Raw genomic sequence first — 14,534 nt, 5'->3', positions numbered from 1 at the left:
AAGAGCAGGTGATCATTGTCCACCCTCAAGATCCCCACCGCGAAAGTGTTTGAGCCGCTGCTCGCGCCGGCCCGCTACAAAGGCGCGTTCGGCGGGCGCGGCTCGGGCAAGTCGCACTTCTTTGGCGAGCTTCTGGTCGAGACCTGCCAAGCCGAGCGCGGCACGCTCGCCGTCTGCATTCGCGAGGCACAGCGCACGCTGGCGCAATCATCCAAGCGGCTGATCGAGGACAAGATCGCGGCGCTCGGCCTCGGCCAGGGCTTCCGGTCGTTCAGCGACCGCATCGCGGCTCCCGGCGACGGGCTCATCATCTTTCGGGGCATGCAGGATCACACCGCAGAGTCGATCAAGTCGCTGGAGGGATTTCGCATCGCCTGGATCGACGAGGCACAGACCTTGAGCGCGCGTTCGCTGTCGCTGCTGCGGCCCACCATCCGAGCGCCTCGCTCGGAGCTGTGGGCGAGTTGGAATCCGCGCCGCAAGTCGGATGCCGTGGACGATTTTCTGCGCAGTCGAAAACCGGAAGGCGCCGCCGTGGTCAAGGCGAGCTGGCGCGACAATCCGTGGTTTCCGGCGGTGCTGGAGGAAGAGCGGCAGCTCGACCTCGCGCTCTATCCGGACCGCTACGAGCATATCTGGGAGGGGGACTACGTGCGCGCGTTCGAAGGAGCCTATTTCGCCGACCTGCTGGCGCAGGCGAAACGCGAGGGACGGATCGGCAAGGTGTCCGCGGACCCGCTGTTGCCGTTGCGGGCGTTCGTCGACATCGGCGGCGCCGGCGCCACGGCGGACGCCTTCACGATCTGGATCGCGCAATGGGTCGGCAACGAGATGAGAGCCGATTTCCAGCACCTGCGGCGCTGGCGCAAGAGCGTGGAGCAGGCCCAGAGCTATACGTTCAAGGCCGTCATCACGGTCATCGCGACCGGTCTGATCGGTGCGATCTGGCTCGGCATCAAAGTCGTGCTCGGAAGGTGATGCCGTGCCAGCCTGGATCTCGCGGCGAGGCCGCCGCTTCCGCATCAGAGAGGTCGACGCTTGCGAGCCTGACGTCCTCGACACCTTGAAGGAGCTCCATGCGCGCACATTCCTCGATTGCGCACCTCTGCCCGATTTCGAGAGCGGACAATGGTGGATATCGACCGAGCTCGGACGGCCCGTCGCCTTTGCCGGAATGATGCCGTCATCCCTCGGCAAGGGCATAGCCTATCTTTCGAGGGTTGGCGTTCTTCAAGAGCGGTGTGGTTACGGCCTGCAGCGACGGCTGATGCGTGTGATCGAGCAGCGCGCGCGTCGCTCGGGCCTGGATTGCATCGTTTCGGATACGACTTGCAACATCGTCTCCGCGAACAATTTCATTCGGTGCGGATATGTGCTGTTCCAACCGGTCCGGCCCTGGGCCTGGGTGAACTCGCTCTATTGGCGCAAGATGATCGGGTGGTGAGCTGTCGATCGATGCCTTATGCAGATTGCATTGCGCTGCAGCAGAATTGGGCCAGCTCGACAGCTCCGACCCGGGCTTTTTTTGCGGCTGCCGTTGAGCTAACCATGCATTGTCGGACGTTGGAGACAATGCCACGCCGGGCAGTCAATGGAAGATCGCTTCAGACGATCAAAGCAGCGGGAAGGACTCTGGGATGCCGGCTGAGGTCACCCTGCCAGAGCGTGCGCCACGGCCGCCTGACGCGCCAACCGCGCTGGCTGGTATGTTGGTGATCGATTTCACGCGTGTCGTCGCAGGGCCGGCGTGCACACAGACGCTGGCCGATTTCGGCGCCGAGGTGATCAAGATCGAGCAGCCGCTCACGGGAGACGATACCCGCGCATACGAGCACGCCGAGCTCGGCGGAGAGAGCGCAGCGTTCCTCAGTCTCAATCGGAACAAGCGCGGCATGGTGTTGGATCTCACGATACCGCAGGCCAGAGACGTCGCGCGTGCGCTGATCGCCAAGGCCGACATCGTCGTGGAGAATTTCTCGTCGTCCGTCATGGAGAGGTTCGGGCTGGACTATCAGACACTGTCCAGCACCAATCCCGGGCTGATCTATTGCTCGATCTCGGCCTACGGACGCTCTGGTCCATTTGCGTGGCGATCAGGGTTCGATCCAATCACCCAGGCGGAAAGCGGGTTCATGTCCCTCAACGGTTTCGCCGATGGTCCGCCGGTGCGGACCGGTCCTCCGATCGTTGATCTGGCCACCGGCATGTCCGCCTGCAATGCCATCCTATTGGCACTCGCCGCCCGGCAGCGGCTCGGTCGCGGGCAGCACGTCGAGGTGGCGCTGTTTGACATCGCCTTGGCGATGACCGGCTTCTCCGGAATGGCGTATTTGATGAACGGCGTGAACCCCACGCGGACGGGCAATTCGCCGAACGACTCTCCGACGGTCGGCGTCTTTGAAGCGTCAGATGGTCCGCTCTACATCGCATGTGCCAACGATCGGCTCTACCGCCGGCTGGCTACGGAGGTGCTTGGTCGTCCGGATCTCCTGAGCGATCCCCGCTTCGCCACGCGAAGGGCGAGATGGGTCAACCGTACGCAACTGCGCGGCCTCATCGCCGACATCCTCGCCACGGAACGGATGGATGTCTGGACCTCTCGGATGAACCAGGCTGGAGTTCCGGTTGGACACGTTCGTACGGTCGAGCAGGCGTTCAACGCGGCCGAGGTCCGGATGCGCGGCCGCACCTGTCGTATTCCGCACCCCACCGCAGGCTCGATACCCAACATCGAGCCGGCAATCGCCATGAAGCTCACGCCGACCGTCGAGCCGACGGCGGCGCCGCGGCTCGGTGAGCACACGGCCGCGATCCTGCGCCACAGGCTTGGGCACACTGAGCAGGAGATCGAAGCCCTGCGTCGGGCGGGGGCGTTCGGACGCAACAATCCGGGAGCTTAAGGCATCGTCACTGGTGCCGGACACGAGGCAGGAAGAGCGGCAGCGTCCTCAGCAGCCATCAGCCGGCTTTGGCCATCTCGTCGTCTTCCGGTGAGTTCAGGTACATGCCCGACATGGTGTCAACCCAGCACAGATGATCATGCACCTTCTTGACACCAGAGATGTTCTCGGTGGCAACAATTGCCGCCTGCCGCGAGCGCTCTTCGGTAATGACGCCGCTCAGATGAACGATGCCGTCCTTGACGATGACGGACAATCCGAACGGGCACCAGTCGTTCTTCTCGAGAGCGTCGATCACACGGTTGCGGATGTGATCGTCATCCGCCGTCGGATCCGGGACCTGCCGCCCGAGCGCGGCGACCGCTTGCAGCAGGTTCGCCCGTGACACGATGCCGATGACCCGGTCTCCCTTGACCACGGGCAACCGCTTCACGTGGTTCTTTTCCATCAGTTCCACGATCTCCGCCAGCGCGGCGTCTTCGGTGATCGTCAGGGGAGACTTGGTCATTACCTCTGACACTTTGCGACCATGCTCGTGGACGAAGTCGGCGGCCGACTTCCCGGGCCCGAGAATGAAGCGCAGCCAACGGCCGCGCTTACGCCCTGTGCCGATCTCGGATCGGCGGATGAAATCGCCTTCCGAGACGACGCCCACGAGTTTTCCGTCGGAATCGACCACGGGAAGGCCGCTGACGTGCCGTTGAAGCATGATATTTGCCGCATCCACGATGGAAGTGTCAGGGGTGACGGTGATGACGGGACGGGTCATGATCTGGTGGGCGCGCATGGCGAACTCCAATGTCAAAGGCTAAGAAAACGTAATCCGCCGCCACGGTCTTGAATTGACGCAGGTCAAAGGAGGTGCCGCCGCGTCATTGACGCAGCTCAAGGTCCTGGCATTGAATTGCAGCTATAAGGCATCTTGATCTAGCGAGAGGAGAAGTGCCCATGTCCGAGTTCTCCGGGACCAAGGTCCTGGCCGACGAAACGGCCGAACTGTCCGAACGTGTCGCTCTCTCCAACAAGCACGCACTCGAGCTGCTCGTTGGTTCCCAGCAGATCGTCATGGAGGAGGTTCTGTTTGCCAGCAACGAAGTGCTGGATCGCGCGCGTACGGAGACGCATCTGCTGGCCGAGTTCGTGTCGAAGCTGGCTGGCGTGCATTCCGTGAAGGGAATCCAGGCGATGGTCCAGGAATGTGGACGGCATCAGATTGATTTCGTCAGGCGGGATTGCGATCGACTCTTCAAGCACGGGCAGCGCCTGATTGATGCTAGCGTGAATCTCATGGGGCAACGGTGGCGAAACTGAAGAGTGCGGGGGCGTCGCGTCCCGATCGACGGGAACGCGAGGGAACGACCGTTAACGACCGGAGCAGTGCCGTTGTCTCTGCAGAGACCTCTTTGAAGCCGGAGGGTGCGCTCGCCGCACCCGACGCAAAGTTGCTCTCCCGAGAAGCCGACGCGGCCTCCGGGGAGCTTCGACGCGAGGATCACGAGCTGGACAGGGCCTTCAGCGCGATGCTGGCTCGGCTCACCGGTGGAATTTCCCCGGCCGCTCTATCAATGGCGTATCTGGATTGGGCTTGTCATCTGGCCGCTGCACCTCAGCGTCAGATCGAAATCGTCCGAGATGCCTGGCACGGCGCTAAGCAGGTCGCGGAACGGTCATTGCGGTTTGCAGACCCGAATCGCAGTCCTTGGGACCTGATCAAGCCGCAGGCCAACGATCATCGCTTTTCCAAGCCGCAATGGGCGACGCACCCGTTCAACTTGTTCGCCCAGGCGTTCCTGCTCGGGGAAGATTGGTGGCACAAGGCGACGACCGGCATTCGTGGTGTCGACCCTGCCAACGAAGCCGTCGTCGACTTTTCAATTCGTCAACTGCTCGACATCTTCGCGCCATCGAACTTTGCAGCGACCAACCCGGAAGTGTTGGAGAAGACGTTTCAAAGCGGTGGCGAGAACCTGATCTTCGGCTGGCAGAACTGGCTCGCCGATCTCATGCAGGTGATGCAGCCGGGGAAGATACCGATCAATGGCGAGTTCGTCGTCGGCAAGACCGTCGCGGCCGCGCCGGGCAAGGTTGTGCTTCGCAATCAGTTGATTGAGCTGATTCAATACGCGCCGACGACCGAGAAGGTGAGACCAGAGCCGGTCCTGATCGTACCGGCTTGGATCATGAAATATTACATCCTGGATCTGTCGCCGCACAATTCGCTGGTCCGATACCTGACCGACCAGGGCTTTTCGGTTTTCATGATCTCCTGGCGAAACCCCAGAGCGGAAGACCGGGATCTTGCGTTTGACGACTACCGCTCGCTGGGCGTCATGGCTGCCCTGGACATGATCGGAAGGATCATTCCGAATACGCTGGTCCATGCCGCAGGCTATTGTCTCGGGGGAACGCTTCTTTCGATCACGGCGGCAGCCATGGCACGCGATGGCGACCAGCGCCTGAAGACAATCACGCTGTTTGCGGCCCAGACCGATTTCACGGAAGCGGGAGAGCTGACGCTCTTCATCAATGAAAGCCAGGTCGCCTTTCTGGAAGACATGATGTGGGAGCGTGGATATCTCGACACCACCCAGATGGCGGGCGCATTTCAATTGCTGCGCTCCAACGATCTGATCTGGTCTCGTGTCTCGCGCGACTATCTTCTCGGCGAGCGCGCAAATCCGAGCGACTTGATGGCATGGAACGCAGATGCGACGCGGCTGCCGTATCGGATGCACTCCGAATATCTGCGCAAGCTGTTCCTGAACAACGATCTCGCCGAGGGGCGGTATCAGGTCGAGGGGAAGCCTGTTTCGCTCTCGGATATCCACACGCCGATGTTCGTCGTCGGGACGCTGCGTGATCACGTTGCGCCTTGGAAATCGACGTACAAGGTCCATTACGAGGTTGATGCTGACGTCACTTTCGTGCTCGCGAGCGGCGGCCACAATGCCGGCATCGTATCGCCGCCGGGCGAGCAGGGGCGCTCCCATCAGATGCGGACCAAGGCTGCCGACGCTCCTTATCTCGGGCCGGACGAGTGGCAGGGCACATCGCCAAAGCTGGAGGGATCGTGGTGGCCGGCCTGGACAGCGTGGCTCGGACAGCAGTCGGGAGCGCCGGGTGTGCCGCCGCAACTCGGGACAGATCGTTCGAATGATCTCGGAGACGCGCCGGGCGACTACGTGCACACGTGATCGCCGCATGTTGCGGCCAAGGAGCACCATCCCGTCGGACTTAGGCGCTGGTCCGGAGCAATGAAAGGCTTCGGTCCAATGTCGTCTCAGCCGTGCCTGACGCATCGACCTGGAGCCAATCGAGACCGCCGATATCGTAGTGTTCCTGATCCTCGGCAACCCCGACCGTTGCATCGGACGCATCGGCGACTCGATGGTGAATTCGCTCCTGCCGGCTGCGCAAATCTGTGACGAGGAAGAGGCCGGCAAAGGGCGCCTTCAGCCGCTTCGCGAGATCATGGATCTCCTGTCGTTCATCCGGACGTGCAAACACGGCGTCGACGATCACCGTGAAACCTTGTGAGAGCACGCGGCCGGCCTGCGCCGTCAACTCTCGATAGACCCGAGAACTCGATTCCGGCGTATAGGCCGCAGCTGGGAGGCGTTCGGTTTCCTTCACGCCAGACAGTTGCTTGCGCAGCACGTCGCTGCGCAACACGATTGCTCCCGGTGGAGGCACCAAGAGAGGAGCGAGAGCCCGGGCGAGCGCAGATTTTCCCGTTCCCGACAGGCCTCCGACCGCGATCATCCTCGGCTCTGCCGGCCGGATCAGGCTGCGTGCAAGTTGAAAGTAGCTCTCTGCGGTCTCGATCGTTGCGGAGCGATCTGCGTCCGAGTGTTCGGCATCACCGCGGTCGCGCCTTGCAACAAAGACTTGTGCACGGATGGCGGCCCGGATCGCCATGAACAGAGGCAGAGCAGCCAATCCTCCGGTCTGGTCGGGCACTGCGGTCGAGAGGTAGCGGTTCAAGAGACGGTTGGCGGCGACCGGCTGCTCGAAGTGCAAGAGGTCCATCAGTGGAAAGGCGAGATCGTAGAGGACGTCGATCGTGGCGATCCGGTCGTCGAACTCGATGGCGTCGAACAGCACCGGCTTGTCGTCAATGAGGACGATGTTGGCCAGATGGAGGTCGCCATGGCAGCGTTTCACGTGCCCCTCATTTGCACGTTGCTCGAGCAGGGGGCGGAGACGTGCGAAGGCCGAGTGGCAAAGGACGCGGAGTTCTTCGACCTCCGTTTCGCCAAATCGCGAGACTGTCCGAAAGCTGGCGACGAATGCGTCGATCCAAATCGGAATGGACTCCGTCCACCCATTGGAGGAGCTCCGAACGGCGACTGCATGCGACGCTGCGATCGTCTCTGCCAGACGCTCGCCCAATCCGGCGTCCAGCTGCTGGCGGCGAGAAAGATGATCAAGCGTCTGGCTGTCATCGAAGCGACGCATCTCGACGGCATATTCGACCGGAGCGCCCGATCCATCGACATCGAATGATCCGTCAGGCGCCTTGGTGATGGCGACGACACGCAGATAGATGTCCGGAGCAAACGGGTGATTGATCTCGATTTCCTTTGCGCACGCGGCCTTGCGCTGATCGAGAGTCGAATAGTCCAAAAATGGCAGCCGAACGGCGCGCTTAATCTTCAGGGCGCGGTCACCGATCAGAAACACGGAAGCCGCGTGCGTGTCGATCCGGCGGACACCTGGATGTCGGGTGGTATTGCCCAAGAAGGAGAAGACCAGTTCCTGATCGGATGGTGATGCCATGGGCGGTGTTGCCACGTTCACTTCAAAAGTCCGGGATAAGCACCGCCGCGCCGACGACGTCACCCCGCCTCAGGCGGGCCAGAACGTCATTTGCGTCGGACAGCGGATAGGGCGTCGTATGGGTCCGTATTTGAGCCTGCTGCGCGACCCGCAGGAAATCGAGACCGTCTTGTCGCGTCAGGTTGGCGACAGACACGACCTGGCGTTCTCCCCAGAGGAGGGAATACGGGAACGTCGGAATGTCGCTCATATGAATACCTGCGCAGACCACCCGGCCACCCTTCCGAACAGCCCGCAGAGCGGCCGGAACAAGCTCGCCAGCCGGCGCGTAGATGATGGCCGCGTCCAGAGCAAGATCGGGACGCTGGCCCGCCGCTCCGGCCCATGTGGCGCCAAGTTGGCGCGCGAAATCCTGCGCAGCTTGGTCGTGCTCGCGGGTGAACGCATAGATCTGGCGCCCCTGCCAGCGGGCCACCTGGGCAACGATGTGACCGGCCGCGCCGAATCCGTAGATGCCAAGCCTCTCGGCTTTCCCTGCCATGACCAGAGACCGCCAGCCGATCAGGCCGGCGCACAGCAACGGAGCGATGGCAATGTCATCCTCCAAACCGTCGAGCGGGAATGCGAAATTTGCGTCCACGACGGCGTGGGTTGCATAGCCGCCGTTGCGTGTGTAGCCGGTAAACGTGGGCTGGTCGCAGAGATTTTCCATACCTCGTGCGCAGAACATGCAATGGCCGCACGTATGCCCCAGCCATGGAATTCCGACGCGCGCGCCGAGCTTGTGCGTCGTCACACCAGGACCAATCTGGTCGACATGACCGACGATCTCGTGTCCGGGGACGATCGGATACCGAATGTCGGGAAGCTCACCGTCGTACACATGCAGGTCAGTGCGACACACGCCGCATGCCCTGACCTTGACGCGGATCTCACCGGGACCAGGATCGGGGTCCGCGAGCGTCTCGGGCTGCAGCGGCGCTCCAGGCTTTCGCAGAACCATCGCTCGCATCGGAGAGCCTCCCGGACGAAGTTGCAGGGTAATAAGATAATCAGCCCGGCAATCGTTTGATGCTCATCAAGGACTTGGTACGAATACTGCGGCCTACCGAGCAGAGCCTGCAGGTGCAGTCAGGGAACGGAGCGGTATCGCCTCCGTGACTATGCTGGGATGATAAGTCGCGCTAGACCCGCTGCGGATTGAAACTAAGATCAATCCTCGGGATTCACCCGCCTTTCACCAACTGATGTTGGACGTGCAAATGTCGACCTACCGATTGCGGAACCTGCTTTTGCCACGCTCCATCGCTCTGATCGGAGGGAGTCCGCGACCGAACTCGGTAGGGAAGGCCATTCTCGACAATATCGTCAAGGCGCGGTTCGAGGGCAAGCTTGGCCTGGTCAATTCTCGCTATCGGGAGATATCCAATATCGCAGCCGTTGGCAGTCTCGCCGAACTGGCGTTCGTGCCGGAACTGGTGGTGATCACGACGCCACCCCCTTCGATCCCGGATCTCATCGATCGCGCAGGCGCGTTGGGGACGGCAGGAGCTCTGATCATTACCTCGGGTCTGGGACACGGAGAGGGGTCGCTTGCCGACCAGACCGAGAAGGCAGCGCAGAAATACGGCATGCGCCTCATTGGACCGAACTGTCTCGGCATCATGATGCCGACCATCAAGCTCAATGCGAGCTTTTCGGCGCACATGCCGGTTGTAGGCAGTCTGGCGCTCATTTCACAGTCCGGCGCTATCGCGGCGGGGATGGTAGATTGGGCTGCTCAGCGCGGTGTTGGGTTTTCCGGAATCGTCTCGATCGGCGACCAGTTGGACGTCGATCTCTCAGATCTTCTGGACCATTTCGCGTTGGACGGTGGGACCCGCGCGATCCTGCTCTACATCGAAGCTGTCAAGGACGCTCGAAAGTTCATGTCCGCGGCGCGAGCGGCGGCAAGGGTCAAGCCGGTTGTGGTCGTGAAATCGGGCCGCGGTGCCGTCGGTGCGCGAGCTGCGGCGACACATACGGGCGCGCTGGCGGGAGCGGATGCCGTCTACGATGCGGCTTTTCGCCGGGCCGGCGTTCTACGGGTCTCCGATCTGCGCGAGCTGTTCGACTGCGCCGAAACGCTGGGGCGGGTGGAGTCGCCCATGGGCAAGAGGCTCGCCATTCTCACGAATGGCGGCGGGATCGGCGTGCTCGCCGTGGATCGACTGGTCGAGCTCGGAGGCGTGCCTGCCGCACTTTCGCCGGTCGTCCACGACAAACTCGATGCCATCCTGCCGCCGACCTGGTCCGGATCCAACCCGGTCGACATCGTCGGCGATGCCGATGCCGCACGCTACACGCTCGCGCTCGAGGCGCTGCTCGCCGATCAAGCCAACGATGCAGTTCTCGTCATGAACGTTCAGACCGCGATTGCATCCGCGAGCGCCATTGCCACGGCTGTCACCGAGTTCGTCAGTACCTATCGAAAGCAGCACCAGCGCTGGGCAAAGCCGGTTCTGGCGGCATGGGTCGGTGCGGAGCAGCCGGTCATCGAAACCTTGAGCGGGGCAGGAATTCCGAACTACCCAACCGAGGATGATGCCGTTCGTGGCTTCATGCATCTCGTTCGTCATCGGGAGGTGGTCGAATCGCTTGCCGCTGTCCCGCCGGCCATGCCGAGCTCTTTTGCGCCCGACGTCGAGGCAGCCCGCAAAATTGTGGCGACGGCCCTCGCCGACGGGAGGACTTGGCTCGATCCGGTCGAGATCAGTCGCCTGCTGGAGGCCTACGATATTGCGATGGTGCCGACGTTCGCGGCGTCTTCGGTCGACGAGGCGGTCGGGTATGCGGAGCAGTTGTTCGCTCAAGGCACAACTGTCGTGCTCAAGATTTTGTCGAGAGACATCATTCACAAGTCCGACGTCGGCGGTGTCGTGCTCAATCTGACCACGGCCGAGGCCGTGCGTAACGCGGCGAACGAGATCATGGCCCGCGCGAGGGCCGTTCGGCCCGACGCACGGATTTCCGGCGTGATCGTGCAAGCCATGATCGTCCGCGCCAAGGCGCGGGAGCTGATCATGGGCATTGCCGACGATCCAACCTTCGGAACCGTGATCGTGTTCGGCAGGGGCGGTACCGCCGTCGAGATCATCAACGACAAAGCGCTCGGTCTGCCTCCGCTCGATCTCCATCTGGCGCGCAACCTCATCGAGCGGACGCGCGTCTCACGATTGCTGCACGCCTATCGTGATGTCCCGGCGGTCAAGCCCGATGCAGTCGCACTGGTGCTGGTCAAGCTTGCGCAGCTTGCAGCAGACGTTCCCGAGATTCGCGAGCTCGATATCAATCCGCTGCTCGCGGACGAGAGCGGCGTCATGGCCGTCGATGCGCGCGTCGCCGTCGGCAGGGTTCCGCCGAAATTCAAAGGCTCTGGTCCGTCGAATTTCGCCGTTCGGCCGTATCCGAGCCAATGGGAACGGCATCTCCAGGTCAAGGACGGCTGGCGAATCCTTGCGCGACCGATCCGACCCGAGGATGAGCCAACCATTCATGAGTTCCTCAAGCATGTCACCGCGGAAGACCTGCGTCTTCGATTCTTTGCCCCCATGAAGGAGTTCACGCACGAGTTCATCGCGCGCCTGACGCAGCTCGACTATGCGCGCGCGATGGCTTTTGTGGCTCTCGATGAAGCGACCAACGAGCTGGTCGGCGTCGTGAGGATTCACTCCGACTCGGTTTACGAGAGCGGGGAGTACGCGATCCTGTTGCGGTCGGATCTCAAGGGACGCGGACTCGGCTGGGCGTTGATGCAGCTGATCATCGAATACGCCAAGGCCGAAGGCCTGAAGATGATTTCCGGCGACGTGCTGCAGGAAAATGTCGTCATGCTGGAGATGTGCAGGAACCTCGGTTTCGAGGTCAAAACCGATCCGACCGAACGCGACCTCTGCAACGTAAAGCTCAGGCTTTGAGCTCAGGCTTCGATTGCCTCTCACCTGATTCAGCAGGATGGGTTCAAGTCGCACGGCGGTCGTTGGGCGGCGGGCTCGCCGCCTCGCCTTCGGAGCCGCCATGCGAGCGGAGAGTTCTGATGATCATCGTCGCAATGGGAACGATGAGCAGCGGAATGAGGCTGTTGAGCGGATGGTTGACCACGCTCGAGATCTGGGCCTGCAGAGCTCGTGCTTCCAATTGCAGCGAGTCCATGGACGAGGAGTGAATCTCGTTGGCTAGTTCGAGTTCCCTGCCGGACGGTGCACGGGATGCGATGATCAGCAGGATCGCCGCAATCGCGACATTGCAGGCTCCGAGTGCTGCGGCTGCCACCACCGCGGAGGTGATCTGGACCAATGCAAGATAGGCCGCCAGCTCGAACATCAGGAGGCCAAAGACGGCAATCAGCGCCGCAAAGGCCCGGAGGCCGAGCCCGACGAGCAGGTGCCGGAGCCTGATGTCGGCAATGACCCGGTCCGTCCGCCAGAGAAGGCGCAAATGTTTAACGACATTCTCGGTATCCACTTAAGTTCTCCGCAGTAGGAGGCCAACGGCAAGACCGAGGGCGAAGGCCGAAGCTGTCGCCACGATCGGACGGTCCCTGATCATCCGCTCCACCTGAACGTCTGTCTCACTTAGACGCATGTCCAGCGCCTCGATCGCTGCAGCGAGCATTCCGGCGGCTGGTTGCGCGTCCGGGTTGCCAAGCGGCGCCCCCGCGCCCCGCAGCAGCTGGCTTAGCTCACGCGTCAGGCTGTCCAACTCGGTCCTGAGCGTCGTCGGGTCGATAGCCATGTTTTGTCCTCGCACCAAAATCACTGTAGAACGCAGTCCGGCGGGATGCTTGATTTCGCTCAACCCGTTGCGCTGACGGCATTGACGCAGATCAAGCGAGGCAGATCGGCCGGATCTAGGAACGGGTGTGCCTCGGCGCGCCGACTGAGGGAGACATCCAATTGCGTGCTCATCCGGGACTGACGGCCGCGACGACGGAGGATGTGCTTGAGCTTCGTCCGAGCGGATCATGGGTGTCCCTCAACGTGGCGGAGCTCGAGAGTTTGACCAGCTCTGCCGGCACCAGGGTCAACAGTGCGAAAGCCGTGAAGCTTGATCTGGGTGCCGTGAGCGAGATCGATACCGTCGGTGCCTGGTTGCTCGAGAAGCTCAGCCGCCGTGCCGCCGCTGGCGGTCGTCGGGTCGAGATGACCGGGGTGGCAGAAAACTACATCGGCCTGGTCGAGGAGGTCCGGCAGGTCAATCGACGAGAGGTCGAGCCGGCACCGAGACTGAATCCGGTCCTCGCCAAACTCACGGACCTCGGTCGTTCGAGTCTGGGGGCAGCCCAGGACGTCAAAGTGTTCCTGGACATGTTGGCCGCGCTGTCCTTTGCTCTGCTGCGGACGCTACGCCGGCCGCAATCTTTGCGCGTGACCTCCCTCGTCTATCAGATGTACCGCATCGGATGGCAGGCTATTCCAATCGTGGCGTTGATCACTTTCCTGATCGGCGCCATCATCGCCCAGCAGGGGATCTTCCATTTTCGACGTTTTGGTGCCGAATCCTACGTGGTCGATATGGTGGGAATTCTGGTCCTGCGCGAGCTTGGCGTTCTGATCGTCGCGATCATGGTGGCAGGGCGATCGGGAAGCGCCTACACGGCGGAACTTGGATCGATGAAGATGCGCGAGGAGATCGATGCGCTGGTGACGATGGGGCTGGATCCCGTCGAGGTGCTGATCCTGCCTCGCATCGTTGCGTTGATCTTGACCTTGCCAATTCTCGCCTTCATCGGCTCGATGGCTGGCCTGTATGGGGGAGGGCTGGTGGCCCAGCTCTATGGTGGCATGGGACCGGCAATCTTCATCGCCCGGCTACACGATGCCATCTCGGTCACCCATTTCGAAGTGGGAATATTGAAGGCCCCGTTCATGGCCTTGGTGATCGGCATTGTTGCCTGCAGTGAAGGACTTCGTGTGAAAGGTAGTGCCGAATCGCTGGGGCAACAAACCACGACATCCGTGGTGAAATCCATTTTCCTGGTCATCGTGCTCGATGGTCTGTTCGCCGTGTTTTTTGCGTCCATTGGAATGTAGCAATGGATGATCTTGGAGTGTCCAGCGCGATCCGCGTGACCGATCTCGTCGTCGGGTTCGGCCGGCAGCTCGTTCTGAACGATCTTTCGCTCGACGTTCGTCGCGGTGAGATTCTCGGTTTGGTTGGCGCGTCAGGCGGCGGGAAATCCGTCCTGATGCGGACGATCATCGGCCTCATTCCTCGGCGCAGCGGGACCATCGAGGTCATGGGGACACCCCTTGGTGGCGCCGAGGAGCGGACGACGCAGGCTGCGGCGAGGCGCTGGGGAATTCTGTTCCAGCAGGGAGCCCTGTTCTCGTCACTGACGGTCAAACAGAACGTTCAATTTCCGCTGCGCGAGAGCCTGCAGATGTCGCAGGGCTTGATGGATGAGATCGCGATAGCCAAGCTCGAAATGGTCGGCCTTCGCGCAGAGGACGGTGATAAATTCCCAGCCGAACTATCCGGCGGCATGACGAAGCGCGCCGCGCTGGCGCGGGCGCTCGCTCTCGATCCGGCGATCGTATTTCTTGACGAGCCGACCTCCGGCCTCGATCCGATTTCCGCCGGCGATTTCGACGCCCTGATCAAGACGCTCCAACTGACGTTGGGATTGACGGTGTTCATGGTGACGCACGATCTCGCCAGTCTGAACACGGTCTGCGACCGGGTCGCTGCTTTGGCCGACGGCAAGATCGTGGCAATTGGCCCTATGAGCGATCTCCTTCGATCAGAACACCCTTGGGTCAGAGCCTATTTTCACGGCAAGCGATCCCAGATGCTGCAACCAAAAGCGAGTTGAAA

The 14,534-nt window shown here is 61.8% G+C and carries 12 protein-coding genes and 1 pseudogene; 8 read left to right on the top strand and 5 right to left on the bottom strand.

The genetic code is table 11. The features are described 5' to 3' along the window. Positions 1-45 precede the first annotated feature (45 nt). The 3 genes and pseudogenes from QX039_RS03865 to QX039_RS03855 form a co-directional block, all read left to right on the top strand. Positions 46-579, top strand: a pseudogene (locus QX039_RS03865) (phage terminase large subunit); the annotation flags it as partial. A 403-nt stretch (positions 580-982) separates the two neighbouring features. Then, positions 983-1,444, top strand: a complete 462-nt coding sequence (locus tag QX039_RS03860) for a GNAT family N-acetyltransferase (protein ID WP_315739046.1) — start codon at positions 983-985, stop codon at positions 1,442-1,444. 193 nt (positions 1,445-1,637) lie between these two features. Next, positions 1,638-2,900 carry a CoA transferase gene (locus QX039_RS03855; RefSeq protein WP_315739045.1) on the top strand — a complete coding sequence of 421 codons (1,263 nt, stop codon included), beginning with the start codon at positions 1,638-1,640 and terminating at the stop codon, positions 2,898-2,900. Between the two features lie 58 nt (positions 2,901-2,958). On the opposite strand, the gene QX039_RS03850 is transcribed toward QX039_RS03855, so the two are convergent. Continuing rightward, positions 2,959-3,687 carry a CBS domain-containing protein gene (locus QX039_RS03850; RefSeq protein WP_315739044.1) on the bottom strand — a complete coding sequence of 243 codons (729 nt, stop codon included), beginning with the start codon at positions 3,685-3,687 and terminating at the stop codon, positions 2,959-2,961. A 161-nt stretch (positions 3,688-3,848) separates the two neighbouring features. Here QX039_RS03850 and QX039_RS03845 point away from each other — a divergent pair, with 161 nt between their 5' ends. Together QX039_RS03845 and QX039_RS03840 are read left to right on the top strand one after the other, a co-directional pair. Further along, a complete protein-coding gene (locus tag QX039_RS03845; protein ID WP_315739043.1) occupies positions 3,849-4,211 on the top strand; it encodes a hypothetical protein in 363 nt (120 codons plus the stop codon). A gap of 209 nt (positions 4,212-4,420) precedes the next feature. Continuing rightward, entirely contained in the window at positions 4,421-6,094 is a 1,674-nt protein-coding gene (locus QX039_RS03840; RefSeq protein WP_409998855.1) for a PHA/PHB synthase family protein, read from the top strand. 40 nt (positions 6,095-6,134) lie between these two features. Here the strand turns inward: QX039_RS03840 and QX039_RS03835 are convergent, their stop codons facing one another. Together QX039_RS03835 and QX039_RS03830 are read right to left on the bottom strand one after the other, a co-directional pair. After that, a complete protein-coding gene (locus QX039_RS03835) occupies positions 6,135-7,679 on the bottom strand; it encodes an AAA family ATPase (protein WP_315739042.1) in 1,545 nt (514 codons plus the stop codon). A gap of 22 nt (positions 7,680-7,701) precedes the next feature. After that, positions 7,702-8,691, bottom strand: a complete 990-nt coding sequence (locus QX039_RS03830; protein ID WP_315739041.1) for a zinc-dependent alcohol dehydrogenase family protein — start codon at positions 8,689-8,691, stop codon at positions 7,702-7,704. Positions 8,692-8,941: 250 nt separating this feature from the next. On the opposite strand from QX039_RS03830, the gene QX039_RS03825 reads away from it, so the two are divergent. Continuing rightward, positions 8,942-11,635: a bifunctional acetate--CoA ligase family protein/GNAT family N-acetyltransferase gene (locus QX039_RS03825; protein WP_315739040.1), complete on the top strand. Its 2,694-nt coding sequence runs from the start codon at positions 8,942-8,944 to the stop codon at positions 11,633-11,635. Positions 11,636-11,678: 43 nt separating this feature from the next. On the opposite strand, the gene QX039_RS03820 is transcribed toward QX039_RS03825, so the two are convergent. Next, positions 11,679-12,182 (bottom strand): phage holin family protein, encoded by a 504-nt coding sequence (locus QX039_RS03820; RefSeq protein WP_315739039.1) that lies wholly within the window; start codon positions 12,180-12,182, stop codon positions 11,679-11,681. Beyond that, complete coding sequence (locus tag QX039_RS03815; RefSeq protein ID WP_316162071.1) at positions 12,183-12,452, bottom strand: hypothetical protein; 270 nt, start codon at positions 12,450-12,452, stop codon at positions 12,183-12,185. It lies immediately after the preceding gene. Positions 12,453-12,613: 161 nt separating this feature from the next. Between QX039_RS03815 and QX039_RS03810 the strand changes: the two genes are divergently transcribed. Continuing rightward, on the top strand, positions 12,614-13,750 hold the full coding sequence (locus tag QX039_RS03810) for an MlaE family lipid ABC transporter permease subunit (protein ID WP_315739036.1): 1,137 nt from the start codon (positions 12,614-12,616) through the stop codon (positions 13,748-13,750). A 2-nt stretch (positions 13,751-13,752) separates the two neighbouring features. Beyond that, positions 13,753-14,532 (top strand): ABC transporter ATP-binding protein, encoded by a 780-nt coding sequence (locus QX039_RS03805; RefSeq protein ID WP_315739035.1) that lies wholly within the window; start codon positions 13,753-13,755, stop codon positions 14,530-14,532. Positions 14,533-14,534: the final 2 nt, after the last annotated feature.

The sequence above is a fragment of the Bradyrhizobium sp. SZCCHNR1043 genome, from assembly GCF_032489675.1.
Lineage (GTDB): Bacteria > Pseudomonadota > Alphaproteobacteria > Rhizobiales > Xanthobacteraceae > Bradyrhizobium.
This window is presented reverse-complemented; position numbering and strand designations above follow the sequence as displayed.

Coding starts and splice junctions, on each gene's coding strand:
- QX039_RS03830 (WP_315739041.1), bottom strand. CDS start 8,691: ATGCGAGCGATGGTTCTGCGAAAGCCTGGAGCGCCGCTGCAGCCCGAG.
- QX039_RS03840 (WP_409998855.1), top strand. CDS start 4,421: ATGCTGGCTCGGCTCACCGGTGGAATTTCCCCGGCCGCTCTATCAATG.
- QX039_RS03805 (WP_315739035.1), top strand. CDS start 13,753: ATGGATGATCTTGGAGTGTCCAGCGCGATCCGCGTGACCGATCTCGTC.
- QX039_RS03825 (WP_315739040.1), top strand. CDS start 8,942: ATGTCGACCTACCGATTGCGGAACCTGCTTTTGCCACGCTCCATCGCT.
- QX039_RS03845 (WP_315739043.1), top strand. CDS start 3,849: ATGTCCGAGTTCTCCGGGACCAAGGTCCTGGCCGACGAAACGGCCGAA.
- QX039_RS03850 (WP_315739044.1), bottom strand. CDS start 3,687: ATGCGCGCCCACCAGATCATGACCCGTCCCGTCATCACCGTCACCCCT.
- QX039_RS03855 (WP_315739045.1), top strand. CDS start 1,638: ATGCCGGCTGAGGTCACCCTGCCAGAGCGTGCGCCACGGCCGCCTGAC.
- QX039_RS03815 (WP_316162071.1), bottom strand. CDS start 12,452: ATGGCTATCGACCCGACGACGCTCAGGACCGAGTTGGACAGCCTGACG.
- QX039_RS03835 (WP_315739042.1), bottom strand. CDS start 7,679: ATGGCATCACCATCCGATCAGGAACTGGTCTTCTCCTTCTTGGGCAAT.